The organism is Pseudomonas sp. G3-39 (genome assembly GCF_054790485.1).
Map to the genome: position 1 here is coordinate 2,229,500 of NZ_CP186497.1, position 25,437 is coordinate 2,254,936.

At 60.5% G+C, this 25,437-nt stretch carries 22 protein-coding genes and 1 pseudogene; 10 read left to right on the top strand and 13 right to left on the bottom strand.

Annotated elements, in window-relative coordinates:
• Positions 1-8: 8 nt before the first annotated feature.
• From ACOYXG_RS09890 to ACOYXG_RS09900, 3 genes are read left to right on the top strand one after another with little or no spacing between them, the layout of a single operon-like run.
• A complete protein-coding gene (locus ACOYXG_RS09890) occupies positions 9-809 on the top strand; it encodes a carbohydrate ABC transporter permease (protein WP_096795652.1) in 801 nt (266 codons plus the stop codon).
• A 10-nt stretch (positions 810-819) separates the two neighbouring features.
• Positions 820-1,092, top strand: a complete 273-nt coding sequence (locus tag ACOYXG_RS09895) for a DUF2160 domain-containing protein (protein WP_150369878.1) — start codon at positions 820-822, stop codon at positions 1,090-1,092.
• 47 nt (positions 1,093-1,139) lie between these two features.
• Positions 1,140-2,882 carry an ABC transporter substrate-binding protein gene (locus tag ACOYXG_RS09900; protein ID WP_460357378.1) on the top strand — a complete coding sequence of 581 codons (1,743 nt, stop codon included), beginning with the start codon at positions 1,140-1,142 and terminating at the stop codon, positions 2,880-2,882.
• 122 nt (positions 2,883-3,004) lie between these two features.
• Here the strand turns inward: ACOYXG_RS09900 and ACOYXG_RS09905 are convergent, their stop codons facing one another.
• Both ACOYXG_RS09905 and ACOYXG_RS09910 read right to left on the bottom strand, forming a co-directional pair.
• On the bottom strand, positions 3,005-4,444 hold the full coding sequence (locus tag ACOYXG_RS09905; protein WP_460357380.1) for a heavy metal sensor histidine kinase: 1,440 nt from the start codon (positions 4,442-4,444) through the stop codon (positions 3,005-3,007).
• Positions 4,441-5,115 carry a heavy metal response regulator transcription factor gene (locus ACOYXG_RS09910; protein ID WP_027614650.1) on the bottom strand — a complete coding sequence of 225 codons (675 nt, stop codon included), beginning with the start codon at positions 5,113-5,115 and terminating at the stop codon, positions 4,441-4,443. The genes ACOYXG_RS09905 and ACOYXG_RS09910 overlap by 4 nt, the downstream gene beginning before the upstream one ends.
• Positions 5,116-5,526: 411 nt before the next feature.
• Here ACOYXG_RS09910 and ACOYXG_RS09915 point away from each other — a divergent pair, with 411 nt between their 5' ends.
• From ACOYXG_RS09915 to ACOYXG_RS09940, 6 genes and pseudogenes are all read left to right on the top strand, one after another.
• On the top strand, positions 5,527-6,774 hold the full coding sequence (locus ACOYXG_RS09915) for a TolC family protein (protein ID WP_460357383.1): 1,248 nt from the start codon (positions 5,527-5,529) through the stop codon (positions 6,772-6,774).
• A gap of 48 nt (positions 6,775-6,822) precedes the next feature.
• Positions 6,823-8,016, top strand: coding sequence for an efflux RND transporter periplasmic adaptor subunit (locus ACOYXG_RS09920; RefSeq protein ID WP_460357387.1), 1,194 nt, complete (start codon positions 6,823-6,825; stop codon positions 8,014-8,016).
• Between the two features lie 15 nt (positions 8,017-8,031).
• On the top strand, positions 8,032-11,181 hold the full coding sequence (locus tag ACOYXG_RS09925; protein WP_460357390.1) for a CusA/CzcA family heavy metal efflux RND transporter: 3,150 nt from the start codon (positions 8,032-8,034) through the stop codon (positions 11,179-11,181).
• Between the two features lie 212 nt (positions 11,182-11,393).
• Positions 11,394-11,594 (top strand): co-regulatory protein PtrA N-terminal domain-containing protein, encoded by a 201-nt coding sequence (locus ACOYXG_RS09930; protein WP_460357393.1) that lies wholly within the window; start codon positions 11,394-11,396, stop codon positions 11,592-11,594.
• A 66-nt stretch (positions 11,595-11,660) separates the two neighbouring features.
• Positions 11,661-11,993 carry a DUF2790 domain-containing protein gene (locus tag ACOYXG_RS09935; protein WP_346651632.1) on the top strand — a complete coding sequence of 111 codons (333 nt, stop codon included), beginning with the start codon at positions 11,661-11,663 and terminating at the stop codon, positions 11,991-11,993.
• Positions 11,994-12,010: 17 nt separating this feature from the next.
• Positions 12,011-12,115, top strand: a pseudogene (locus ACOYXG_RS09940) (DUF6124 family protein); the annotation flags it as partial.
• A 212-nt stretch (positions 12,116-12,327) separates the two neighbouring features.
• Here the strand turns inward: ACOYXG_RS09940 and ACOYXG_RS09945 are convergent.
• The 3 genes from ACOYXG_RS09945 to ACOYXG_RS09955 form a co-directional block, all read right to left on the bottom strand.
• Positions 12,328-13,653 (bottom strand): OprD family porin, encoded by a 1,326-nt coding sequence (locus ACOYXG_RS09945; protein ID WP_460357396.1) that lies wholly within the window; start codon positions 13,651-13,653, stop codon positions 12,328-12,330.
• A 173-nt stretch (positions 13,654-13,826) separates the two neighbouring features.
• Entirely contained in the window at positions 13,827-14,141 is a 315-nt protein-coding gene (locus tag ACOYXG_RS09950; protein ID WP_007964870.1) for a helix-turn-helix domain-containing protein, read from the bottom strand.
• Positions 14,131-14,481 (bottom strand): type II toxin-antitoxin system RelE/ParE family toxin, encoded by a 351-nt coding sequence (locus ACOYXG_RS09955; protein ID WP_027614658.1) that lies wholly within the window; start codon positions 14,479-14,481, stop codon positions 14,131-14,133. The genes ACOYXG_RS09950 and ACOYXG_RS09955 overlap by 11 nt, the downstream gene beginning before the upstream one ends.
• Positions 14,482-14,851: 370 nt before the next feature.
• On the opposite strand from ACOYXG_RS09955, the gene ACOYXG_RS09960 reads away from it, so the two are divergent.
• Complete coding sequence (locus tag ACOYXG_RS09960; protein ID WP_096795643.1) at positions 14,852-15,316, top strand: GNAT family N-acetyltransferase; 465 nt, start codon at positions 14,852-14,854, stop codon at positions 15,314-15,316.
• 115 nt (positions 15,317-15,431) lie between these two features.
• Here the strand turns inward: ACOYXG_RS09960 and nuoN are convergent, their stop codons facing one another.
• Genes nuoN through nuoG form a run of 8 tightly spaced genes read right to left on the bottom strand, consistent with a single transcriptional unit; the run spans position 15,432 to position 25,425 of the window.
• Positions 15,432-16,895 carry an NADH-quinone oxidoreductase subunit NuoN gene (gene nuoN, locus ACOYXG_RS09965; protein ID WP_414887979.1) on the bottom strand — a complete coding sequence of 488 codons (1,464 nt, stop codon included), beginning with the start codon at positions 16,893-16,895 and terminating at the stop codon, positions 15,432-15,434.
• A gap of 7 nt (positions 16,896-16,902) precedes the next feature.
• Positions 16,903-18,435, bottom strand: coding sequence for an NADH-quinone oxidoreductase subunit M (gene nuoM, locus ACOYXG_RS09970; RefSeq protein WP_027614661.1), 1,533 nt, complete (start codon positions 18,433-18,435; stop codon positions 16,903-16,905).
• A gap of 39 nt (positions 18,436-18,474) precedes the next feature.
• Positions 18,475-20,328: an NADH-quinone oxidoreductase subunit L gene (gene nuoL / locus ACOYXG_RS09975; protein WP_007964862.1), complete on the bottom strand. Its 1,854-nt coding sequence runs from the start codon at positions 20,326-20,328 to the stop codon at positions 18,475-18,477.
• Positions 20,325-20,633, bottom strand: coding sequence for an NADH-quinone oxidoreductase subunit NuoK (gene nuoK, locus ACOYXG_RS09980; protein WP_003180046.1), 309 nt, complete (start codon positions 20,631-20,633; stop codon positions 20,325-20,327). The genes nuoL and nuoK overlap by 4 nt, the downstream gene beginning before the upstream one ends.
• Positions 20,634-20,636: 3 nt before the next feature.
• Positions 20,637-21,137 (bottom strand): NADH-quinone oxidoreductase subunit J, encoded by a 501-nt coding sequence (gene nuoJ / locus ACOYXG_RS09985; RefSeq protein WP_003223793.1) that lies wholly within the window; start codon positions 21,135-21,137, stop codon positions 20,637-20,639.
• Positions 21,138-21,146: 9 nt separating this feature from the next.
• Positions 21,147-21,695 (bottom strand): NADH-quinone oxidoreductase subunit NuoI, encoded by a 549-nt coding sequence (gene nuoI, locus ACOYXG_RS09990; protein ID WP_003223795.1) that lies wholly within the window; start codon positions 21,693-21,695, stop codon positions 21,147-21,149.
• A gap of 11 nt (positions 21,696-21,706) precedes the next feature.
• Entirely contained in the window at positions 21,707-22,714 is a 1,008-nt protein-coding gene (gene nuoH / locus ACOYXG_RS09995; protein WP_007964859.1) for an NADH-quinone oxidoreductase subunit NuoH, read from the bottom strand.
• Positions 22,711-25,425, bottom strand: a complete 2,715-nt coding sequence (nuoG, locus tag ACOYXG_RS10000) for an NADH-quinone oxidoreductase subunit NuoG (RefSeq protein WP_460357404.1) — start codon at positions 25,423-25,425, stop codon at positions 22,711-22,713. Before nuoG ends, nuoH begins: the two co-directional genes overlap by 4 nt.
• Positions 25,426-25,437 lie beyond the last annotated feature (12 nt).

A 25,437-nucleotide genomic window follows, 5' to 3' on the forward strand; every position in this document is an offset into this window, starting at 1 on the left:
GCCCGGCCATGAGCAAAAGAAAGCTTGTTCCGTTGCTGGTGTACATCCTGTTCCTGTTGGTGCCGATCTACTGGCTGTTGAACATGTCGTTCAAGAGCAACACCGAAATCCTCGGCGGGTTGACCCTGTTCCCCCAGGATTTCACCTGGCACAACTACAAGGTGATTTTCACCGACCCGAGCTGGTACACCGGTTATCTCAATTCGCTGTATTACGTCAGCCTGAACACGGTGATCTCGCTGAGTGTGGCGTTGCCGGCGGCCTATGCGTTTTCGCGCTATCGCTTCCTTGGCGACAAGCACCTGTTCTTCTGGCTGCTGACCAACCGCATGGCGCCACCGGCGGTGTTTCTGTTGCCGTTCTTTCAGTTGTATTCGTCGATTGGCCTGTTCGATACGCACATCGCTGTGGCCTTGGCGCATTGCCTGTTCAACGTGCCGCTGGCGGTGTGGATTCTGGAGGGCTTCATGTCTGGCGTGCCCAAGGAAATCGACGAAACCGCTTACATCGACGGCTACAGCTTTCCCAAGTTCTTCGTGAAGATTTTCATCCCGCTGATCGGCTCGGGCATCGGCGTCACGGCGTTCTTCTGCTTCATGTTTTCCTGGGTCGAACTGCTGCTGGCGCGCACGCTGACCTCGGTCAACGCCAAACCTATTGCCGCGGTGATGACACGCACGGTGTCGGCCTCGGGCATCGACTGGGGCGTGCTGGCGGCGGCGGGGGTGCTGACCATCCTGCCGGGCATGCTGGTGATCTGGTTTGTTCGCAACCACGTGGCCAAGGGCTTTGCCCTGGGTCGGGTCTGAGGAACGCATGATGGAATGGATGAGCTGGACCACCCCCACGGCGGGGTTCTTTATCGCCATCGGCCTGTTGCTGGTGGGCATGACCACCTGGGAATTGCGCTCGCCGAGCATCCTGCGGCGCGGTTTTCTGCCGATTGCCACCTCCCGTGGCGATCGCTTGTTCATCGGTCTTCTCGGCAGCGCCTACCTGCATCTGCTGGTAATCGGCGTCACCGACTGGAGCATCTGGGTAGCGTCCGCGCTGTCTCTGGTGTGGCTGTTGGTTGTGATGCGCTGGGGCTAGTCGAGTCGCTCGGCAATCCTGCTCCGTAACTCAAACTGGAGGTCTCTATGTTCGACAAAAACAATAAGCTGCGACATAGCATTTCATTGGCAGCCATGCTGGCACTCAGCGGTTTGAGCGCATCTGCCTGGGCCGATGCCTACGAAGACGCGGCGAAAAAATGGATCGGCAGTGAATTCAAGCCGTCGACCCTGACGGCCGATCAGCAGCTCGAAGAATTGAAGTGGTTCATCAAGGCCGCCGAGCCGTTTCGCGGCATGGAAATCAAAGTGGTTTCCGAGACCCTGACCACCCACGAATACGAGTCCAAGGTGCTGGCCAAGGCCTTCACCGAAATCACCGGGATCAAGCTCACCCACGACCTGCTGCAAGAAGGCGACGTGGTGGAAAAAATGCAGACGGTGATGCAGTCGGACAAGAACATCTACGACGGCTGGGTCAACGACTCGGACCTGATCGGTACGCACTTTCGCTACGGCAAAACCGAATCGATCACCGACCTGATGGCCAACGAAGGCAAGAACTTCACCTCGCCGACCCTCGACATCAAGGACTTCATCGGCATCTCGTTCACCACCGCGCCGGATGGCAAGATCTATCAATTGCCCGATCAGCAGTTCGCCAACCTGTACTGGTTCCGCGCCGACTGGTTCGAACGCGCCGATCTGAAAGCCAAATTCAAGGAAAAGTACGGCTACGAATTGGGCGTGCCGGTGAACTGGTCGGCCTATGAAGACATCGCCAAATTCTTCAGCGAAGACGTCAAGGAAATCGACGGTAAACGCGTCTACGGTCACATGGACTACGGCAAGAAAGACCCGTCGCTGGGCTGGCGCTTCACCGATGCCTGGTTCTCCATGGCCGGTGGCGGCGACAAGGGTTTGCCCAACGGTCTGCCGGTGGACGAGTGGGGGATTCGCGTCGAGGACTGCCACCCGGTCGGTTCCAGCGTGACCCGCGGCGGCGACACCAACGGCCCGGCGGCGGTGTTCGCCACGCAGAAATACGTCGACTGGCTCAAGGCCTACGCGCCACCGGAAGCGGCGGGCATGACCTTCTCCGAGTCCGGCCCGGTGCCGTCCCAAGGCAACATCGCCCAGCAGATCTTCTGGTACACCGCGTTCACCGCCGACATGACCAAACCGGGCCTGCCGGTGGTCAACGCCGACGGCACGCCGAAATGGCGCATGGCGCCGTCGCCGCGCGGGCCGTATTGGGAAGAGGGCATGAAGCTCGGCTATCAGGACGTGGGTTCGTGGACGTTCATGAAGTCCACGCCTGAGAAACAGAAGCTCGCGGCGTGGCTGTACGCGCAGTTCGTCACTTCGAAAACCGTGTCGCTGAAGAAAACCATTGTCGGCCTGACGCCGATCCGCGAGTCGGATATCAACTCGCAGGCGATGACCGATCTGGCGCCGAAACTCGGTGGCCTGGTCGAGTTCTACCGCAGTCCGGCCCGCGTGCAATGGACCCCGACCGGAACCAACGTGCCGGACTATCCGCGCCTGGCGCAATTGTGGTGGAGCCACATCGCCGAAGCGGCCAGCGGCGAGAAGACTCCGCAACAGGCGCTGGACGGCCTGGCCAAGGATCAGGACGCAATCATGTCGCGCCTCGAACGCTCCAAGGCGCAAGCAGTATGCGCCCCGAAAATGAACCCGGAGCGCGACGCACAGTACTGGTTCGACCAGCCAGGCGCACCAAAACCGAAACTGGCCAACGAGAAGCCGAAGGGCGAGACCGTGAGCTACAACGAACTGCTGAAATCGTGGGCGGATGCGCGCAAGTGATGGTTGATGTGTGAAAGGCAAACGGCACCGTAAGGTGCCGTTTTTTTGTTGCCTGATCTACCGCTTTCGCGAGCAAGCTCGCTCCCACAGGTTTTGGCGGCGTCCACATATTTTGTGAATGACTACTGTCCCTGTGGGAGCTTGCCTGCAAGCGATGGGGCCATGGGTGTCACCGCAGGAAAACCGAGGCGGAATACGGTCATGACGCCGGGCAAGCTCTTCACCTCCGCCACGCCCTGATGCAGGCTCATGATCGAGCGCACGATCGCCAGTCCCAGCCCGGTGCTGCCCTGTGAGCGCGAGCGGGCGCTGTCGACGCGGTAGAAGCGGTCGAACAGGTGCGGCAGGTGCTGCGCCTCGATGCCGGCGCCGGGATTGCTCACCAGCAGTGAAGCCTGCGTTGCGCCTTGCTCGATCAGCAAGGTGATGGTTTTGCCGTTCGGGCAATGACGCAGCGCATTCGACAGCAGATTGGAAATCGCCCGCTGGATCATCAGCCGATCGCCCAACACCGATGCGCTGCCAACAACATTCAAATGAATCTGCTTGTCCTGCGCCGCCAGCGAAAACATCTCCGCAACCTTCGCCGCTTCCGCCTCCAGCGGCACCGTTTCAAATGGCGCCAGTGCCGACGGATGACTGACCTGCGCCAGAAACAGCATGTCCGAAACAATCCGCGCCACGCGCTCCAGCTCTTCGGTGCAGGACACCAGCACATCCTGGTATTCCTCACTCGTGCGCTCGCGAGACAGCGTCACTTGGGCCTTGCCCATCAGGTTGTTGATCGGCGTGCGCAACTCATGCGCCAGGTCATCTGAGAACTGCGACAACTGCTGCACCCCGGCATCCAGCCGATGCAGCATGAAGTTGATGCCCTGCGCCAGTTCGCTCAACTCCTGCGGCATGTTCACCACCGACAGCCGATGCTCCAGATCCTGCGTCGAGACCCTCGCCGCCACTTTGCGAAACTCGCGCAGCGGCGCCAGTCCACGCTGCACCGCGCCCCACGCCGTCAGGCCGATGAACACCAGCAACAGCGGCAAGGCAATCAGCGTCGAGCGCAGATAGGCGCTGAGCAGCGCCTGATCATGCGCGTTGTCCATCGACAACAGCACCGGCACGCTGCTGCCGTCCTTGAGCCGAATCAGCTTCGACGCGGTAAGGAACTTCGCGCCCTCGTCATCGATGCTGTCGCTATAGGCCAATTGTTCGGTGGTGTCTCGCACTGCGCGCAATTCGGCGCGTGGATCCTTGAGTCCAGAGCCGGATTTGAGCAGCGGCGTACGCAGGTTCGAACGGTCATAAATCGTCAGCGTCAGGTTGTCATGGCCCATGACCTGATCAAGCAGAATGTGCGGCTTGCCACTGACTTCGTTGGCGTCGATGTACAGCGACAGGCTGTGTTCCACCTGCGCCATCTTCTTTTGCAGGCTGTCGCGGGACAGCGCATTCAGCTCATGGGTCAGGGCGAAATAGGCGAGGATCGCCAGGAATACCACCAACAGCGCGCCGAGAATACTTACCGTCAGACCGAGACGCATCGACAGGCTGGCCGGCTTCATTCCCGCGCCTCCAGCACGTAGCCGACACCGCGCAGGGTGTGAATCAGCTTGTTGTCGAACGGGTCATCGATCTTCGCCCGCAAGCGCCGGATCGACACTTCGACCACGTTGGTGTCGCAGTCGAAATTCATGTCCCACACCAGCGAGATGATCTGCGTACGGGTCAGCACCTCGCCGGACTGGCGCATCAACAAGTGCAGCAGGGCGAATTCCTTGGTGGTCAGGTCGATGCGCTGCGCACCCCGAAACGCCCGATGCCGGCCCGGATCCAGTTCCAGATCAGCGACTTTCAACACCTGCGGCACTGGTATGTTTTCGCTGCGGCGCATCAGGGTGCGGACCCGCGCCAGCAGTTCGGGAAACTCGAACGGCTTGACCAGGTAGTCGTCGGCGCCCAGGTCCAGACCGCGAATCTTGTCCGCCAGCCGCCCGCGCGCGGTGAGCATCATTACCCGCGTCGAGTGGGTGCGGCGCAGTTGCTCCAGCACACCCCAGCCGTCCAGTTCCGGCAAGTTCACGTCGAGAATGATCAGGTCATAGGCCTGCTGTTGTGCCAGATGCAATCCATCGGCACCGGTGGCGGCGTGGTCAACGATATAACCACTTTCGGTCAAACCCTGATGCAAGTATTCGGCAGCTTTAAGCTCGTCCTCGACGACAAGGATTCGCATGATCTATCACCACTTTTATTTGAGGGATATTTAATTAAGGTGGCCGGGAAAGTTATGGTTTTTGTAAGGGATCCGGACGTAGTTCAATCACTGAATGACAAGCACGGTAAAGGCTGTAGTGGCTACAGGGTCAATCGCGGAGGCCTTTAAAACGGCCATCCGCGACAGCCTGTCGCAGCCTGGAAGCGTCAGTAGACATCTATTGCATTCAGGCAAGTACTGTTCGGCAGATAACTACCGAGTATTTGTTTCCATGTATTGCGGCAAAGCCGATTGCACTTCGCATCCTAGAACAAAACAACTTTGCTGAACCGTGGATAACGGATTTGTAATGTTCCAGTCACCTTGTCGATAAGTTCAAAACCCTAACGTGGCGGCATCGAAAAATCCTGAATTAAAGGAAGTCCTCCATTGCCCGGTTTAATCGAACTGACGGCGCGATCACGCCTGAACAAAACCGCCAGCGGCCTCTTGTTGCTGGCGTGCAGCAGCCTGGCCAGCGCATCGACCCTGACACTGGATCAGGCGCTGCAAAGTGCCTTCGCCGGTAACCCCGATCTCGCTGCCGCGCAATGGGAAATCGGTATTGCCGAGGGCGATCGCCAGCAGGCTGGTCTGATCCCCAATCCCGAGGTGTCGTGGGAGGCCGAAGACACCCGGCGCAACTCGCGCACCACCACGGTGATGCTCAGTCAGCCGATTGAACTGGGCGGCAAACGCGGCGCGCGCATCGATGTCGCCAGCCGCGCGCAGGACGCCGCCGGCATCGAGCTGGAGCGCAAGCGCAATGCCTTGCGCGCCGATGTGATTCAAGCGTTCAACAGCGCGCAAACCGCGCAGCAACGCGTGCAGCTGACGCGCCAGTCGCTGCAACTAGCCGAGCACGGCTTGCGCGTGGCCCAAGGGCGGATCGAGGCCGGTAAATCGTCGCCGGTCGAAGGTACGCGAGCACAGGTGCAGCTCTCGGAAGTGCGCCTGGAGGTGAGCCGCGCCGAGCGCGATCAGGCCAACGCCTATCAGCAACTGGCGCAAGTCATGGGCGCACCGTTGCCGACCTCGACCAACGTCCAGGCCGCCACGCAAACCCTCGCCACGCTGCCGCCGCCCGGCCGTTTGCTCGAGCGTCTGAACCAGACTGCCGAGCTGCGTCTGGCGAAACTGCAGATCGATCAGCGCGAAGCCTCGTTGGGCCTGGAAAAGTCCCAACGCATTCCCGACCTGACCGTGAGCATCGGCAGCCAGTACAGCGAAACCGAGCGCGAACGGGTCAACGTGGTCGGGCTGTCGATGCCGATTCCGCTGTTCAATCGCAATCAGGGCAACGTGCTCGCCGCCGCACGCCGCACCGATCAGGCGCGGGATCTGCGCAACGCCACCGAGCTGCGTTTGCGCACCGAAGTCCAGACCAGCCTTGAGCAATGGCAGACCGCCAACGGCGAAGTCAACGCGTTCAACCAGACCATCCTGCCCGCCGCACAAAGCGCAGTGGACAGCGCCACGCGCGGTTTCGAAATGGGCAAGTTCGGTTTCCTCGACGTACTCGATGCCCAACGCACCCTGATCGCCGCGCGCAGCCAATACATCCAGGCCGTCAGCGAGGCGACCGACGCCCGCGTGCGCCTCGAACGGATCTTCGGCGACCTCAGCGTCAGCCCTTGAATTTCATTTTCAGACAACTGCGCGATGGCACGGCGCAGAGGAGTTTCCATGGATAAAAAACTGATGGTGGTCGCGGTGGCGACCTTGGCGCTAGGCATTGGCCTCGGTTCGATGTGGCCGGCCAATTCAACTATCGACGCGCATGCCGATGAGGCTTCCGAGCATGCCGATCACGCCGAGGAGGGTGCTGCCGCCGAAAGCGAACATGCCGAAGAAGGCCACATCGAATTGAGCACCGAGCAGATCGCGGCGGCGGGCATTCAACTGGCCGAGGCGCGGGCGCAGAGCATCAGTCTCGGCCTGTCGTTTCCCGGCGAAGTGCGCCTCGACGAGGACCGCACGGCACACGTCGTGCCGCGCGTGCCGGGGGTGGTCGAGTCGGTGGCAGTCAACCTCGGGCAACCGGTGAAAAAGGGTCAGTTGCTGGCGGTGATTGCCAGTCAGCAGATCTCCGATCAGCGCAGTGAACAGGCCGCCGCACAACGGCGTCTGGCCTTGGCGCGCACCACTTACGAGCGCGAGAAAAAGCTCTGGCAGGACAAGATCTCCGCCGAACAGGATTTCCTCCAGGCCAAGCAGGCGTTGGAAGAGGCGGAAATCGCCATGAACAACGCCCGGCAGAAAATCAGCGTACTCAGCGGCAGCGTGGTCGCCACCGGCGGCAATCGCTACGAACTGCGCGCGCCGTTCGACGGTGTGGTGGTGGAAAAACACCTGACGCCGGGCGAGGTGGTCGATGAAACCACCGCGGCTTTCACCCTCTCGGATCTGTCGCGGGTGTGGGTCACGTTCGGTGTCTCGCCCAAGGATCTGACCAAAGTGCAGGTGGGCAAACCGGTGACTGTCAGCGCGCCTGAGTTAAAGGCCGAAGTGACTGGCAGCGTGGCGTACGTCGGCAGCCTGCTCGGCGAACAAACGCGCACCGCGACCGTGCGCGTGACCCTGGAAAACCCGCAGGGCTCATGGCGTCCGGGGCTGTTCGTCACCGCACTGGTCGCCACCGAGAGCCGCCAGGCCAAAGTCGCCGTACCGGAAACCGCGATCCAGACCGTCGAGGACAAACCCACGGTGTTCGTGCGTACCGACGACGGCTTCAAGGCGCAGGCGGTGGAACTGGGCAGCCGTGCCGCCGGCCACGTGGAAGTCACTCAAGGGCTGGAACCGGGCGTGCAAGTCGCCAGCGCCGGCAGCTTCGTCCTCAAGTCGGAGCTGGGCAAAGCCTCAGCCGAGCACAGTCATTAATTCTGGAAGGTCCCCATGTTCGAACGCCTGATCCAGTTTGCCATCGAGCAGCGCATCATCGTGCTGCTCGCCGTTCTGCTCATGGCCGGCCTCGGCATCGCCAGTTATCAGAAACTGCCGATCGACGCCGTGCCCGACATCACCAACGTCCAGGTGCAGATCAACACCGGCGCCGCCGGGTTCTCACCGCTGGAAACCGAGCAGCGCATCACTTTCCCGATTGAAACCGCGATGGCCGGTTTGCCGGCGCTGGAGCAGACCCGCTCGCTGTCGCGCTCCGGGCTGTCGCAGGTCACGGTAATCTTCAAGGACGGCACCGACCTGTTCTTCGCCCGCCAACTGGTCAACGAGCGTCTGCAGATTGCCAAGGAGCAATTGCCCGAAGGCGCCGAAGCGCTGATGGGACCGATCTCCACCGGCCTCGGTGAAATCTTTCTGTGGACGGTCGAGGCGCAGGAGGCCGCGTTGAAGGACGACGGCACTGCCTACACGCCGACCGATCTGCGGGTGATTCAGGACTGGATCATCAAACCGCAATTGCGCAACGTGCCGGGCGTCGCCGAGATCAACACCATTGGTGGTTTCGCCAAGGAATACCAGATCGCGCCGGACCCGAAACGCCTCGCCGCGTACAAGCTAACCCTCACCGATCTGATCACCGCGCTAGAGCGCAACAACGCCAACGTCGGCGCCGGGTACATCGAGCGCAGCGGCGAGCAGTTGCTGATCCGCGCGCCGGGGCAAGTGGCGAGCACCGAGGATATCGCCAACATCGTCATGGCCAATGTCGATGGCACGCCGATCCGGGTGAAGAACGTCGCCACCGTGGAAATCGGCCGTGAGTTGCGCAGCGGTGCAGCCACCGAAAACGGTCGCGAAGTGGTGCTGGGTACGGTGTTCATGTTGATCGGCGAGAACAGCCGCACCGTTTCGCAAGCGGTGGCCAGCAAGCTGGAACAGATCAATAAATCCCTGCCGCAAGGCGTGATCGCGGTGCCGGTGTACGACCGCACGCACCTGGTCGACAAAGCCATCGCCACGGTGAAAAAGAACCTGATCGAAGGCGCGATTCTGGTGATCGCGATTCTGTTCCTGTTCCTCGGCAACATCCGCGCCGCGCTGATTACGGCGATGGTGATTCCGCTGTCGATGCTGTTCACCTTCACTGGCATGTTCAGCAACAAAGTCAGCGCCAACCTGATGAGCCTCGGCGCGCTGGACTTCGGCATCATCGTCGACGGTGCGGTGGTGATCGTCGAAAACACCCTGCGCCGGTTGGCTCACGCACAGCAGCATCACGGCCGTTTGCTGACTCGTGCCGAGCGTTTCAAGGAAGTGTTCGCGGCGGCGAAAGAGGCGCGCCGACCGCTGATTTTCGGCCAGTTGATCATCATGGTGGTGTACCTGCCGATCTTCGCCCTGAGCGGCGTCGAAGGGAAAATGTTCCACCCGATGGCGTTCACCGTGGTCATCGCGCTGCTCGGTGCGATGCTGCTGTCGGTGACCTTTGTGCCGGCAGCGATTGCGCTGTTCGTCACCGGTAAGGTCAAGGAAGAAGAGGGCGTGGTGATGCGCGGTGCACGTCGGGTGTATGCGCCGGCGCTGGCCTGGGTCATGGCCCATCGCACGGTGGCCGTGGGCGTGGCGTTGGGCGTGATCGTGCTCAGCGGCGCGCTCACCAGCCGCATGGGCAGCGAGTTTGTACCGAGCCTCAGTGAGGGGGATTTTGCCCTGCAAGCGCTGCGCGTGCCGGGCACCAGCCTGACGCAATCGGTGGATATGCAGCAGCGCCTGGAAACGCTGATCCTGGCCAAAGTGCCGGAGGTTGAACGGGTGTTCGCCCGCACCGGTACGGCGGAAATCGCCTCCGATCCGATGCCGCCGAACATCTCTGACAGCTACGTGATGCTCAAGCCGAAGGACCAATGGCCAGACCCGAAAAAGTCCCGCGAAACCCTGATGGCCGAGTTGCAACAAGCCGCCGCGACGTTGCCGGGCAGCAACTATGAACTGTCGCAGCCGATCCAGTTGCGCTTCAACGAACTGATCTCCGGTGTGCGCAGCGATGTCGCGGTGAAGGTGTTCGGCGATGACATGGACGTGCTCAACGCCACGGCAGCGAAGATCGCGGCGGCGATGCAAAAGGTCAACGGCGCCTCTGAAGTAAAGGTCGAGCAGACCACCGGGTTGCCGGTGCTGACCATCAACATCGACCGCGACAAGGCGGCGCGTTATGGCCTCAACGTTGGCGATGTGCAGGACACCATCGCTGTGGCAGTGGGCGGGCGTCAGGCCGGCACCTTGTACGAAGGCGATCGGCGCTTCGACATGGTGGTGCGGTTGTCCGATGCCATGCGCAAGGACATCGACGGCTTGTCGGCGTTGCTGATTCCGGTGCCGGCGCTGAGCGGTGCGGCGAATCAGATCGGTTTTATCGCGCTGAAGGACGTCGCCAGCCTTGATCTGGTGCTCGGGCCGAACCAGGTCAGCCGCGAAAACGGCAAGCGTCTGGTGATCGTCAGCGCAAACGTGCGCGGGCGGGATATCGGCTCGTTCGTCAGCGAGGCCGGTGCGCTGATCGAGCGCGAGGTGCAGGTGCCGGCCGGATACTGGACCAGTTGGGGCGGGCAGTTCGAGCAACTGCAGTCGGCGGCCAAGCGCTTGCAGATCGTGGTGCCGGTGGCGCTGCTGCTGGTGTTCGGCTTGCTGTTCATGATGTTCAACAATCTGAAGGACGGGTTGCTGGTGTTTACCGGGATTCCGTTTGCGTTGACCGGTGGGGTGATGGCGCTGTGGCTGCGGGATATTCCGTTGTCGATTTCGGCGGGCGTGGGGTTTATCGCGTTGTCCGGGGTGGCGGTGCTCAACGGTTTGGTGATGATCGCGTTCATTCGCAATTTGCGCGAGGAAGGGCGCTCACTGACGGAGGCAATCAACGTCGGCGCGCTGACGCGCTTGCGGCCGGTGTTGATGACCGCGCTGGTGGCGTCGCTGGGGTTTATTCCGATGGCGCTGGCAACCGGCACCGGCGCCGAGGTGCAGCGGCCACTGGCAACCGTGGTGATCGGCGGGATTCTGTCCTCGACGATCCTCACGCTTCTGATATTGCCCGCGCTGTACCAGATCGCCCATCGCCGGGATGAGGACACCGTACCGTCTGAATAGGTGATCCCTTGTGGGAGCGGGCTTGCTCGCGAAGAGGCCGTGTCAGTCGACATCAATGTTGGATGACACACCGCTTTCGCGAGCAAGCCCGCTCCCACATGGGTTCCGTGCACTGATCCGGCAGATAACGGATATGTAATTCCCCCGCCACCGTCACGAAAGGTGCGCCTTGTTACCTTGATCCCGTCAGTTACTTAAACGAGGAATCAACCATGAAATTCGTCCAGATCAGCACCTTCGCAGCCGCTCTGATGTTGTCGTCCCTGGCCATGGCCGAAGGCGGTGGTGACCGCACGTTCGACCGGATGATGACCGCCAATGATCGCGCCGTGGAGCTGTTCGTGGCCAAGGAACAGGCCCGCGACCCGGTCGTCGTCAACGAGAAGAAAGACGCCAGCACCAAAGACCTGTAAGCCCGGCGCACTGGAACAAGCCCGTTGTCGTGTGCCGATGCCGGGCTTTTTTACGGAGGAGTAAACATGCAGTTGATCAAATGGATGACCTTCGCCGGCGTCATGGCGATGTCGGTAAATGCACTGGCTGAAGGCGGCGGCGATCGCACTTTCGAACGTGCTTTCAGCGCCAACGCCAAAGCCATGGCGCAATACGCGGCTGAGCGCGGCAAAGCGGCGCCGGTGGTCAAGGAATACGAATACGGCATGAAGCTCGACGTGGTGAAAATCGTCAGCGTGGTGAAGCCGCAGCCGGCTTGCTCGGTGGTGCCGACGGCGATGACCTACGAGGACTCGCAAGGGCAACTCAATACGCTCAAGTACAGCGTGGCAGGCGTGTGCCGCAATAGCGGTGGCTGATGAGCCAGACGTTTTGTATTTCAAACCCGGGTCGCAATGCGCTGCTGAGGATTGCGCAGGTGGTCATGCTTGGCGAATTGGCGGTGAGCAAGGCACTGGATAACGTCGAAGCCAGCGCATAACCCTGTGGGAGCGGGCTTGCTCGCGAAAGCGGTGTGTCATTCAGCACTGATGTTGACTGACATGGCCCCTTCGCGAGCAAGCCCGCTCCCACGGTTTTCTGCGGCGTGATTTCGGAAAGGCATAAAAAAGGCGCCCCGAAGGGCGCCAAAAAATTCACCTATGACCAAAGGAGCAAGGAGCTTCTAAAGGTGAATGGTATTGCTCGGGAAACTCAGAGAATCGCCAACGGATACTCGACGATCACCCGCACTTCATCCAGATCCGACTCGAACGCCGTGGCGCGGGTAGTGGCTTGGCGCAAGCGCAGTGACAGGTCTTTCATCGAGCCGCTTTGCACCACGTATTTGACTTCGATATCACGCTCCCAACGTTTCTGATCGGTCAGCGGATTGCCCTCGGCATCGCGGCGCATGTACACGGCGTTGGCGTTGGAATAGTCGGCGTCGGTGCCACGTGCGTAACGGGTCATGAACGACAGACCGGGTACGCCGTAAGTGCTCATGTCGAGGTCATAACGCACCATCCACGAACGTTCTTTCGGCGAGTTGAAGTCGCTGTACTGGATCGAGTTGTCGAGGAAGATCGAGTCGGACTGGCGCAGGTAATCGAAGTCGTCGTTGCCGTTGTTGCGCTGGTGGGAGAGGGCAACGGAGTGCGCACCGAGTTTCACGCCGACGCGGCCGCTCCAGATGTTGTTGTCGAACTGGCCAAGCAGTTGCTTGCCTTCGTCGACCGCCTTGTAATAGTTCAGGCCGCCGAACAGCGACAGCTCGTCCGCCAGCGGATAGGTCCAAGCGGTGCCGGCGTAATACTGATTCCAGGCATCCTTGAGGCGACTGGAGTACAGGCTGAAACTGAGGTTCTTGTTCAGCACGTAGTCGCCCCCGCCATGAGCGATCCACGGCGAATTGACCGGACCGGCGTAGAACGTGGCGAAATTTTCGCGCATGTCGCTGGACACCGGTTGGCTCATCGCATGCAAACGACCGCCCTGAATCGACAGACCGTCGATACTGGTGTTGGTCGCCGTCACACCGCGAAAGCTTTCCGGCAGCAGGCGCGAATCACCTGCGGCTACCACCGGGTTGGCCGGGAACACATCACCGACCTTGACCACGGTATCGAAGGCCCGCACTTTGGCGGCGCCACCGACCTTGGTGTACTCATCCCGCGCCTGGCCGTCACGGTTGACCGGCAACACATCGAACGAACTGCGCCCGCCGTTGCGGCCATCACCGGTGTCGAGTTTCAAACCGATCATGGCAAACGCATCCACCCCGACCCCAACGGTGCCTTGAGTGAAGCCGGATTCGAACTTGCTGATCACCGCATGCGCCCAGGCTTCGGAATAACCGTTGCCGGTGGGGCTGGACTGGCCGTTGCGATGATCACGATTGAAGTAGAAGTTGCGGTTGAGCACCGTCAGGCTGCTGCCTTCGACAAAGCCTTCGGGCTTGTCTTCTGCAAACACCATGGACGGCCCGGAGCCGACCACCACCGCTAAAGCGGCCATTGACATTTTTGTATTGTTAACCATCAAACACTCCTTGGGGTCGGCAGAACGGGAACGTGCGTCGGCGTGGTTTTATTGTTCGGCGGGGCAGGGCCCGCCGGCATTGGTCGCCGGGTCACATCGTTGCAAGCTGCGGATAACGCCAAGGTGATGGGGGAATTACAATTTCGTCATGTGGCTGGAATCAAAACCCCGTGTCAGGTCAGGGCTGCGAGTTGTTCGATTGTCTGTGGAAAACGCTCGACCAGACGGATCAGGGTTGTGGCCTGAGCATTGGGCGTAGCTCGTCCTTGCTCCCAGTTCTCGAGCGTTCGCGTATTGGTGCGTAGATACATCGCGAATACTGACCGGGAGAGATTAAGTTGCTGACGGATGGCTACCACTTCCTCAGCAGTGATCGGCATCAGTTTTGGCAGCTGAACCTTGTGGGTACGCAAGGTGATTTTGCCTTGGCGTTCATCGGCCAGTGCTTCCAGTCCATCCATCAGTTCGGAAAAAATGTCACGTTTCATAGTGGCTTCTCGCGTTGAGTTCTCTATCCAGTGTTTTTCTGAAAAGCTTTTTCTGGGCAGGCGTCAAATCGTCCTGCTCGTTTTTGTTGAAGACGGTAAAGAGCCAGAACTGATCGAAGCCTGACCACCAGTAATAAATCACTCGTAATCCGCTGCGCTTGCCTTTCCCTCTTCGTTGGTCGCTGAAGCGAATTTTACGAAGCCCGCCTGTGTCCTCGATGAGATCGCCCGCTTCCGGATTTTTCAGCAACTCCAATTGAAAGCTGCGAAACAGATCGTCATCCAGATAGTCGTCTCGGTGCTTCTGAAACACAGGCAATTCGATAAATAGAGCATCCATGTTCTGTACGTTACCTACGTATAGTGTTGTCTCGATAATCGAATCGGTCAAGGCTTCCTGGCCTTGCTTTTCGTCCCTTTTTCAACGGTAGACGCCGGTCGTAAAAACACCTGTAGGACGAATCGACGAGTGTGGTGAGAACGTTCGATTGAGTAGAGAGGAGGCTTAGCAATTGACGTGTCGGAACAATCCGCAGCACTATCGCCCCATGACTGTCCAACTTCGAATGAACATGATGTGCTTCTCCATGACCGCTTCCGGCGGGCCATGAGGTCATACGTGTTTGTCATTTGACGTGTTACCCAAAGCCCCGCCAGCAATGGACGGGGCTTTTTCATGCCCCGTCCGCACATACCTCATGGAGAGAGAAATGTTCGACATCAGAAGAGCTACCCCGGACGATGCCCAGATTGCCTTCGATATCCGGCGACTAGCGATTCGGCATCAGTGCATCGGTGCCTATAGCGAGCAGCAAATGCTCGATTGGACCAAAGGAGCGGCCGAAGACGGCTACGACACGCTGATGGAGAGACATTTCTATCTGGGCTGCATCGAGGGTGAAGCCGTAGCGACCGGCATGCTCGATCTGGATTACCGTGAAATCGGCGCGATCTTCATTCGCCCGGATTTCATGCAGCGTGGGCTGGGCAAGCGTGTTCTGTACTTTCTCGAAGATTTGGCGCGGGATCTCGGGCTGACCGAGGTGTGTCTGGACGCAACGTTGAACGCTGCCGATTTTTACCGGCGCTGCGGTTACGTCGGGGAGGAGAGCGCGGTTTATCAATCACCTTCGGGTCTGCAACTGGCGTGTGTACCGATGGTGAAGAAACTGTGATGCCATTGTGGCGAGGGAGCAAGCTCCCTCGCCACAGGTTATTTGTTGCTACATAGAATCCGTAAAACAAAAACGGCACCCGAAGGTGCCGTTTCCGTTTCCAGCCAGCCGAATATCAGCCCGCCAGACCCGCCTGCTGAACCAGAGTCAGCAATGGCTGCGGGTACACACCGAGGAAGAACGCGACCACGGCGATGGCCAGCAGCATTACGCCGCCTGCCTTCTGTTCCCAGTGCAGCTGGGCGTCGTGGCGGCGCAGGTTCGGTTCGATCAGGTACAGGGTGACCATCACACGCAGGTAGTAGAACACGCCGATGGCGCTGCCCAGTACCAGCGAACCGACCAGCCACCATTGATGCGACTGGACACCGGTGGCGATGATGTAGAACTTGCCGATGAAGCCGGCAGTCAGCGGGATACCGGCCAGCGACAGCATCATCACGGTCAGTACCGCGGTCAGGTACGGACGGCGCCAGAACAGGCCGCGGTACTCGTACAGCGCGTCGGCGTCACGGCCGTTGTACGGCGAGGACATCAGGGTGATCACGCCGAACGCGCCGAGGCTGGTGATCACATAAGTCACCAGATACACGCCGATGGCTTCCACCGCCAGACCCTTGCTCGCCACCAGGGCGATCAGCAGGTAGCCGAAATGCGCGATGGACGAGTAACCGAGCAGACGCTTGAGGTTGCTCTGGGTCAGGGCCAGCAGGTTACCGAACAGGATCGAGGCGACGGCGATCACGCTCAGTACGTCGCTCAGCACGCCACTGCTCGCGGCAGGGGAGATCTGGAACAGACGCACCATCACCGCGAACACGGCAACCTTCGACGCCGTGGCGAGGAACGCGGCGACCGGTGCCGGAGCACCTTCGTACACGTCCGGCGTCCACAGGTGGAACGGTACCAGCGACAGCTTGAACGCCAGACCGATCAGCATCATGCCCAGACCCAGCTGCGCCAGCGAGCTCGGCAGGTTGGTGGTGGCCAGCGCCTGACCGATACCGACGAAGCTCAGGGTGCCGGCGTCAGCGTAGAGCAGGGCCATACCGAACAACAGGAACGCGGAACCGGCGGCCGACAGCACCATGTACTTGATGCCGGCTTCCAGCGAACGCTTGTTGAAGAAGGCGTAAGCCACCAGACCGTAGACCGGCACCGACAGCAGTTCCAGACCGATGAACAAACCGGCCAGGTGCTGCGCGCTGACCAGAACCAGACCACCGGCGGCGGCCATCAGGATCAGCAGGTACAGTTCTTCACGGTTGCCCGGGTAACCCGAACCGCCATCGCCGAGGTAGGCGTGGGCGAGGGTTACACAGGCGAGGGTGGCGACCAGGATCAGCGCCATGTACAGGCAGGCGAAGGTGTCGACTTGCAGCAACGGGGTCACGGCCAGAGGCGCGACTTTCAGGGCTGGCAGGATCGACAGCAGGGCCAGGTTCAGACCGGCGACCGAGATCAGGAAGGTCTGCGAGTGGTTGCGGCGCCAGGCGATTGCCAGCATCACCACGATAATGGTGAGGCTGGTGATCAACAGTGGCGCTAGCGCAATAAAGTGTTGAATCGTGAATTCCATAGCGCTCTTACCGGGCCGAAGCGAGTTGAGTGAAGGCGGTGCCGAGCCACTGCTGCACGCCATGCATCGTGGCGGCGGAAGTGTCGAGGAACGGTTGCGGGTAGACGCCGAGGTAAATCAGCAGCGCCGCAAGGCCCAGCACCATGGTCAGTTCGCGACCGTCCATGCCGTGCAGGATCGAATCCGATTTCGACGGACCGAAGTAGGCACGGTGGATCATGATCAGCGAGTAGACCGAACCGAACACCAGGCCGGAGGTGGCAATCGCGGTGATCCATGGCGCACTGGCGAACGTACCGATCAGGATCAGGAACTCGCCGACGAAGTTACCGGTACCCGGCAGACCCAGCGAAGCGGCGGCGAAGAACAGGCTGATCGCCGGCAGGTAGGCGATACGCGACCACAGACCGCCCATCTCACGCATGTCACGGGTGTGCAGACGCTCATACAGCTGACCGCTGAGGATAAACAGTGCCGCGGCCGACAGACCATGCGCCAGCATCTGGATCACGGCGCCCTGCAGCGCCAGTTGGCTGCCGGAGTAGATGCCGATCAACACGAAGCCCATGTGGGAAACGGACGAGAAGGCGATCAGACGCTTGATGTCGGTTTGCGCGAACGCGAGGAACGCACCGTAGAAGATCCCGATCAGACCGAGGGTCATGGCGATCGGCGCGAACTCGGCCGAAGCATTCGGGAACAGCGGCAGGGCGAAACGCAGCAGACCGTAGGCAGCGGTTTTCAGCAGGATACCGGCGAGGTCGACGGAACCGGCAGTCGGCGCCTGGGCGTGCGCGTCAGGCAACCACGAGTGGAACGGTACGACTGGCAGCTTGACCGCGAAGGCGATGAAGAAGCCGAGCATCAGAATGTACTCGGTGGTCATCGACATCTTGGTCTTCAACAGGTCGGCGTAGTTGAAGGTAATCACGCCAGTGTTGTTGAAGTTGACCAGCACCAGACCGAGGATCGCCACCAGCATGATCAGGCCGGAAGCCTGAGTGAAGATGAAGAACTTGGTCGCTGCGTAGATCCGGGTTTTCTTGCCGTCCGAAGAACTGTGACCCCAGAGCGCGATGAGGAAGTACATCGGCACCAGCATCATTTCCCAGAAGAAGAAGAACATGAACAGGTCGAGGGCGAGGAACACGCCGACAACGCCGCCCAGGATCCACATCAGGTTCAGGTGGAAGAAGCCAACGTGACGTTGAATCTCTTTCCACGAGCAGAGTACCGAGAGGATACCCAGCAGGCCGGTCAGCAGGATCATCAACAGCGACAGGCCGTCGAGGGCCAGGTGCACGTTGATGCCGAAGCGCTGGATCCAGACGTGCTTGAACTCAAGCGCCCAGGTCGGATCGGCGCCAGGCGCCGGAGCAAATGAATAGTCACCGTGGGCCCACAGCCAGAGGCCGAGGGCGAGTTCCAGGGTCATGGTCAACAGCGCAATCCAGCGGGGGAGGGTAGCGCCGAAGCGCTCACCCATCCAGCACAGCAGGCCGCCGATGAAGGGGATCAGGATTAGCCAAGGCAGAATCATGACGGGCTCGTTTCCTTTCGCAAATTCGCAAGGTTCATATCAGACCGCTACCAGCACGATGGCGCCGATTACCAGCACGGCACCAGCAGCCATCGAGGCGGCATACCAACGCAGTTGACCGGTCTCGGTGCGGCTCAGGGCGGTGTGACCGCCTTTGGCCATACGCGGGATCAGACCGATGGTCTGGTCGAGCGGGTCTCTGCGCAGTACATGGCTGATCGCAAGGTACGGCTTGACGAACAGTTTGTCGTAGATCCAGTCGAAGCCCCAGGCAGCGAACCACCAGGCCGAAAGGAAACGCCCGATGCCGCTGTTGGCGATCGCCGTCACGAAGCGACGCTTGCCGAGGAACAGCAGGGCCGCCAGCAGGATACCGGCCAGGGCGATGGCGCCCGAGGCGATTTCCAGACTGTGCTTGGCTTCGCCACCGGCATGGCCAACGCTTTCCGGCAGTACGCCGTGCAGCGGTGGGACGATCATGGCGCCGACGAAAGTCGACAGCACGATCAGCACCGACAGTGGCAGCCAGTGCGAGATGCCGTGACCGGCGTGGGCTTCAGTCTTGGCTTCACCGTGGAACGTGATGAAGATCAGGCGGAAGGTGTACAGCGAAGTCATGAACGCGCCGACCAGACCTGCGTAAAGCAGACCGTGGTTGCCGCTGGCGAACGCTTCCCAAAGGATTTCGTCCTTGGAGTAGAAGCCTGCGGTGACCAGTGGCAGGGCGGCCAGTGCAGCACCACCGACGATGAAGCTGGCGTAGGCCAGTGGCAGTTTTTTCCACAGACCGCCCATCTTGAAGATGTTCTGCTCGTGGTGGCAGGCAACGATCACCGCACCGGAAGCAAGGAACAGCAGGGCCTTGAAGAAGGCGTGGGTCATCAGGTGGAAAATCGCGCCATCCCAGGCACCCACGCCCAGCGCCAGGAACATGTAGCCGATCTGGCTCATGGTCGAGTAGGCGAGGATACGTTTGATGTCGGTTTGTACCAGTGCGGCGAAACCTGCGAGAACCAGCGTCACACCGCCAACGATGCCGACCAGGTGGAGGATTTCCGGCGCCAGGGTGAACAGACCGTGGGTACGGGCGATCAGGTAGACACCGGCAGTTACCATGGTTGCAGCGTGGATCAGTGCCGACACCGGGGTCGGGCCCGCCATCGCGTCCGCGAGCCAGGTTTGCAGTGGCAGTTGCGCCGATTTACCGACCGCACCACCCAGCAGCATCAGGGTCGCCAGGGTGATCCAGAAGTCGCCGACCTGGAATTTCTGCGGTGCCAGCACCAGCAGTTCCTGGATGTTCAGCGTGCCCACTTGCTGGAACAGGATGAACAGGCCGATGGCCATGAACACGTCGCCGATCCGGGTCACGATGAAGGCCTTGAGTGCGGCGTTACCGTTGTTGCGGTTGCTGTAGTAGAAACCGATCAACAGGTACGAGCACAGGCCCACGCCTTCCCAGCCGAAGTACAGGAATAACAGGTTATCGCCGAGTACCAGGAACAGCATGCTGGCGATAAACAGGTTGGTGTACGAGAAGAAGCGCGAGTAACCCGCTTCGCCGCGCATGTACCAGGACGCGAACAGGTGGATCAAGAAGCCTACGCCCACCACCACGCCGAGCATGGTGATCGACAGGCCATCGATGTAGAGGGCGAAGTCAGGCTTGAAGCCTTCGACCGCCATCCACTTCCACAGCACCAGGGTGTAGTGACCGCCTTCGGGCGGCGCGACGTTGAATTGCCAGATGACGTAGGCGGCGACAATCGCCGACAGGCCGATGGAACCCACGCCGATCAGCGCCGAGAGGTTTTCCGACCAGCGTCCACGGGAGAACGACAGCAGCAGGAAACCGATCAGAGGGAATACAAAAGTCAGAAAGATTAGGTTCATCCGCGCATCTCACTGGCAGCGTCGATATCGAGCGTGTGGAAGCGGCGATACAGTTGCAGCAGGATCGCCAGGCCAATACTGGCCTCGGCGGCTGCCAGGCTGATCACCAGGATGAACATGATCTGTCCATCCGGTTGCGCCCAGCGGGCGCCCGCAACGATGAAGGCCAGGGCAGAGGCGTTCATCATCACTTCCAGACTCATCAACACGAACAAAATGTTGCGGCGGACCATCAGGCCGACCAGACCAAGGCAGAACAGGATGCCGGCAACGGCCAATCCATGTTCGAGAGGGATAGCAGGCATGTCTTACTCCTTCGCCTCGTTACGGCCCAAATGGAACGCCGTGACGGCTGCAGCGAGCAGCAGCATCGAGGCGAGTTCGACCACCAGCAGATACGGGCCGAACAGGCTGACGCCCACGGCTTTTGCATCGACGGTGGTGTGGCCGATGGCCTGACCGCTCTGGTGAGCGAACAGCACATACAGCAGTTCGGCCAGCAGCAGGGCGGCGAGAATCACCGGCCCCGCCCAGATGCCGGGCTTGAGCCAGGTGCGTTCCTGCTGAACCGAGGCGGGACCCAGGTTCAGCATCATCACCACGAACACGAACAGCACCATGATGGCGCCGGCGTAGGCAATCACTTCCAGCACGCCGGCGAACGGTGCGCCGAGTGCGAAGAAGGTCATGGCCACGGCGATCAACGAGATGATCAGGTAGAGCAGGGCGTGCACAGGGTTGGTGTTGGTGACCACACGTAGCGTGGACACAACCGCGATACCCGATGCGAAATAGAAAGCGAATTCCATCGTTCTTCCTTAAGGCAGCAAGCTCTTCACGTTGATCGGTTCGGCTTCGTTCTGCGCAGAGCCTTTCGGCTTGCCAGCGATTGCCATACCTGCAACACGATAGAAGTTGTAATCAGGGTTTTTGCCGGGGCCGGAGATCAAAAGATCTTCTTTCTCGTACACCAGGTCCTGACGTTTGAACTCGGCCATCTCGAAATCCGGAGTTAGCTGGATTGCGGTGGTCGGACAGGCTTCCTCGCAGAGACCGCAGAAAATGCAGCGCGAGAAGTTGATACGGAAGAAGTCCGGGTACCAGCGACCGTCTTCGGTTTCAGCTTTCTGCAGCGAGATGCAACCTACCGGGCAAGCCACGGCGCACAGGTTGCAGGCTACGCAACGCTCTTCACCATCGGGGTCACGGGTCAGGACGATGCGACCACGGTAGCGTGGTGGCAGGTAGACCGGCTCTTCCGGGTATTGCAGGGTGTCGCGCTTGCGGAAGCCATGGCCGAAGACCATGACCAGGCTGCGCAACTGGGTACCGGTACCCTTAACGATGTCGCCAATATATTTGAACATGGGTCAAATCCTCACTGAACCGCAACCGCAGGTGTGTTCCACAACACAACCGCAGCGGTTATCAGCAAATTGATCAGGGTCAGTGGCAGGCAGAATTTCCAGCTGAAATCCATCACCTGGTCATAACGCGGACGCGGGATGGAAGCGCGCAGCAGGATGAACAGCATGATGAAAAACGCGGTCTTCAGTGCGAACCAGACGAAGGACAGTTGCGGCAGGATGCCGAACGGACCGTGCCAGCCACCGAAGAACAGGGTGACCAGCAGCGCCGAGATCAGGATGATGCCGATGTATTCACCGACGAAGAACATGCCCCATTTCATACCGGCATATTCAATGTGGTAACCGTCTGCCAGTTCCTGTTCCGCTTCCGGCTGGTCGAACGGGTGACGGTGAGTCACGGCGACGCCAGCGATGAAGAAGGTACAGAAGCCGAAGAACTGCGGAATGATGAACCACAGGTTCTGCGCCTGGTACTCGACGATGTCGCGCATGTTGAACGAGCCGACCTGCACCACGATGCCCATCAGGGCCAGGCCCATGAACACTTCGTAGGACACGGTCTGCGCCGAAGCACGCAAGCTGCCGAGCAGGGCGAACTTGTTGTTGCTCGACCAGCCGGCGAACAGCACCGCGTAGACCGACAGACCAGCCATGGCGAAGAAGAACAGCAGGCCGATGTTCAGATCCGCGACGCCCCAGGTCGGGGTGATCGGGATGATCGCGAACGCGATCAGCAGGGCGGACATGGCCACCACCGGTGCCAGGGTGAAGATCACCTTGTCGGCAAACGGCGGGGTCCAGTCTTCCTTGAAGAACATCTTCAGCATGTCGGCGGCGATCTGGAACATGCCGAACGGGCCAACGCGGTTCGGACCGTAACGGTCCTGCCACCAGCCCAGCAGGCGACGTTCGACAAAGCTGAGCAACGCGCCCGCGACCACAACGGCCAGCAGAATCACGATGGCTTTGATGACCGTCAGGATCACATCGATCACTTCAGGGGTGAACCAGGTCATTGCGCTGCCTCCTGCAGACCGTCGACGGACAGGCCGGCGAATGCCGGTGGAATGCCGGCGATGCCCGCAGGCAAGGCCACCAGACCAGCGCCCAGTTCTTCATTGATGCGCAGCGGCAGACGCAGGGTCTGGCCGGCCACATTCAGGCTCAGCAGAGCACCGTCGTTGACGCCCAGGCGATCCGCTTCGGATTTGGCCAGCGCCACGTACGGAGCCGGGATGCGTTCCTGTACCGGTGCGGCTTTCGACGAGTTTTCGTCGCTGCCGAACAGGTGGTAGAACGGCACGGCCTGCCAGGTGCCCGGCGCCGGGTTGAATGCGCGCGGAGCAGCAGCGAACCAGTTCAGCGAATCACCGGAGCTTTCGATCAGGCGGGTGCCCGGGTCGCCAGCACGCAGGTGACCACCGACTTCGTCCTGGAACTTGTTCCAGGCTTGCGGCGAGTTCCAGCCCGGCGACCAGGCGAACGGCACTTGCTGACGCGGTTCGGCCGAGCCCGAGTAACCTTCCATGGAGAAGGCGAACGCGGTGTCTTTGTCTTGCGGGGTGCGCGGTTCGTGAACGCTGATGTCGGCGCGCATCGCGGTGCGACCGGAATAACGCAGCGGCTCACGCGCCAGTTTCAGACCCTTGATGCGGAACGCGGCAGACGGCGCGGCGTCGACGATACGCGCCAGTTGCTCGGTGCTCGAAGCCACGGCAGCGGTGACGTGGTCGAGTTGCGTCCAGTCGATCGGCTGGTTCAGCAGGGTCGAGCGCAGGGCGTGCAGCCAGCGCCAGCCTTCGTGAACCAGGATGCTCGCATCCATGTATTGCGGATCGAAAACCTGGAAGAAGCGCTGGGCGCGGCCTTCCTGGCTGACCAAAGTACCGTCGCCTTCAGCGAAACTCGCCGCTGGCAGAACCAGTTGCGCGCGGTCAGTGGTGGCGGTCTTCTGGTGGTCGGCAACGATCACTACTTTCGCAGCGTTCAGCGCGGCATCGACCTTGGCTTTCGAGGTGCGGGTGTACAGATCGTTTTCCAGCACGACGATGGCGTCGGCCTTGCCGTCGATCACGGCTTGCAGCGCCGCGTCGACCGATTCGCCACCGAGCATGGCCAGGCCAAGGCTGTTGGCTTCCGGCACGATCAGGCTGATCGAACCGTTCTTCTCGCGCAGCTTCAGGGCCTTGGCGATGTTCGCAGCGGCTTCGATCAAGGCTTTGGAACCCAGCGAAGTACCGGCGATGATCAGCGGACGTTTGGCCGCGAGCAGGGCGTCAGCGATACGCTGAGCCAGTTCCAGTGCTTCGGCGTCCAGACCTTCAACGGCCGGTGCGCTGGCATCCAGCGCGTGAGCCACGGCGAAACCGATGCGCGCCAGATCGTCCGGAGCGGCGTGAACGCACTCTTCCGCGATGTCGTCGAGCTTGGTTTCCGCCAGGCTGGCGATGAACAGCGGGTTCAGTTCGTGCTGACCGATGTTCTTCACCGCGGCGTCGAGCCACGGCTGAACACGCATGGCTTCGGCCATGTCTTCAGCTTTGCCCTTGACCGACTGACGCAGGGACAAAGCCATACGCGCAGCAGTCTGGGTCAGGTCTTCACCGAGGACGAACACGGCGTCGTGGTCTTCGATGTCGCGCATGTTCGGCACGGGCAGCGGGCTGTCTTTGAGCACTTGCAGGACCAGACGGATGCGCTCCAGTTCGGAGGCTTCGATACCGGAGTAGAAATGCTCGGCGCCTACCAGTTCACGCAGCGCGTAGTTGCTTTCGAGGCTGGCGCGTGGCGAACCGATACCGACGATGTTGCGCCCGCGCAGCAGATCGGCCGCCTTGTCCAGCGCCTGATCCAGGCCCAGCTTGGTGCCGTCGGCCAGCAGTGGCTGACGTGGACGGTCGGTGCGGTTGACGTAGCCATAACCGAAACGGCCACGGTCGCACAGGAAGTACTGGTTCACCGAACCGTTGAAACGGTTTTCGATGCGACGCAGTTCGCCGTAACGCTCGCCCGGGGAGATGTTGCAACCGCTGGAGCAGCCATGGCAGATGCTCGGCGAGAACTGCATGTCCCATTTACGGTTGTAGCGCTCGGAGTGAGTCTTGTCGGTGAACACACCGGTCGGGCAGACCTCGGTGAGGTTGCCGGAGAACTCGCTTTCGAGGGTGCCGTCTTCAACGCGACCGAAGTACACGTTGTCGTGGGCGCCGAATACACCGAGGTCGGTGCCGCCGGCATAATCCTTGTAGAAACGCACGCAACGGTAGCAGGCGATGCAGCGGTTCATTTCGTGGGAAATGAACGGGCCCAGTTGCTGGTTCTGGTGGGTGCGTTTGGTGAAGCGATAACGGCGCTCGTTGTGGCCGGTCATCACCGTCATGTCTTGCAGGTGGCAGTGACCGCCTTCTTCGCACACAGGGCAGTCGTGCGGGTGGTTGGTCATCAGCCATTCGACAACACTGGCGCGGAACGCCTTGGATTCTTCATCGTCGATGGAGATCCAGGTGTTGTCGGTGGCAGGGGTCATGCAGGACATGACGATGCGACCACGGGTGTCGTTCTCGTCGGTGTACTGCTTGACCGCGCACTGGCGGCAGGCCCCGACGCTACCAAGCGCGGGGTGCCAGCAGAAATAAGGGATGTCGAGGCCCAGCGACAGACATGCCTGTAACAGGTTGTCTGCCCCGTCGACTTCGAGCGCTTTGCCGTCTACGTGGATAGTGGCCATGGTTCAAAGGTC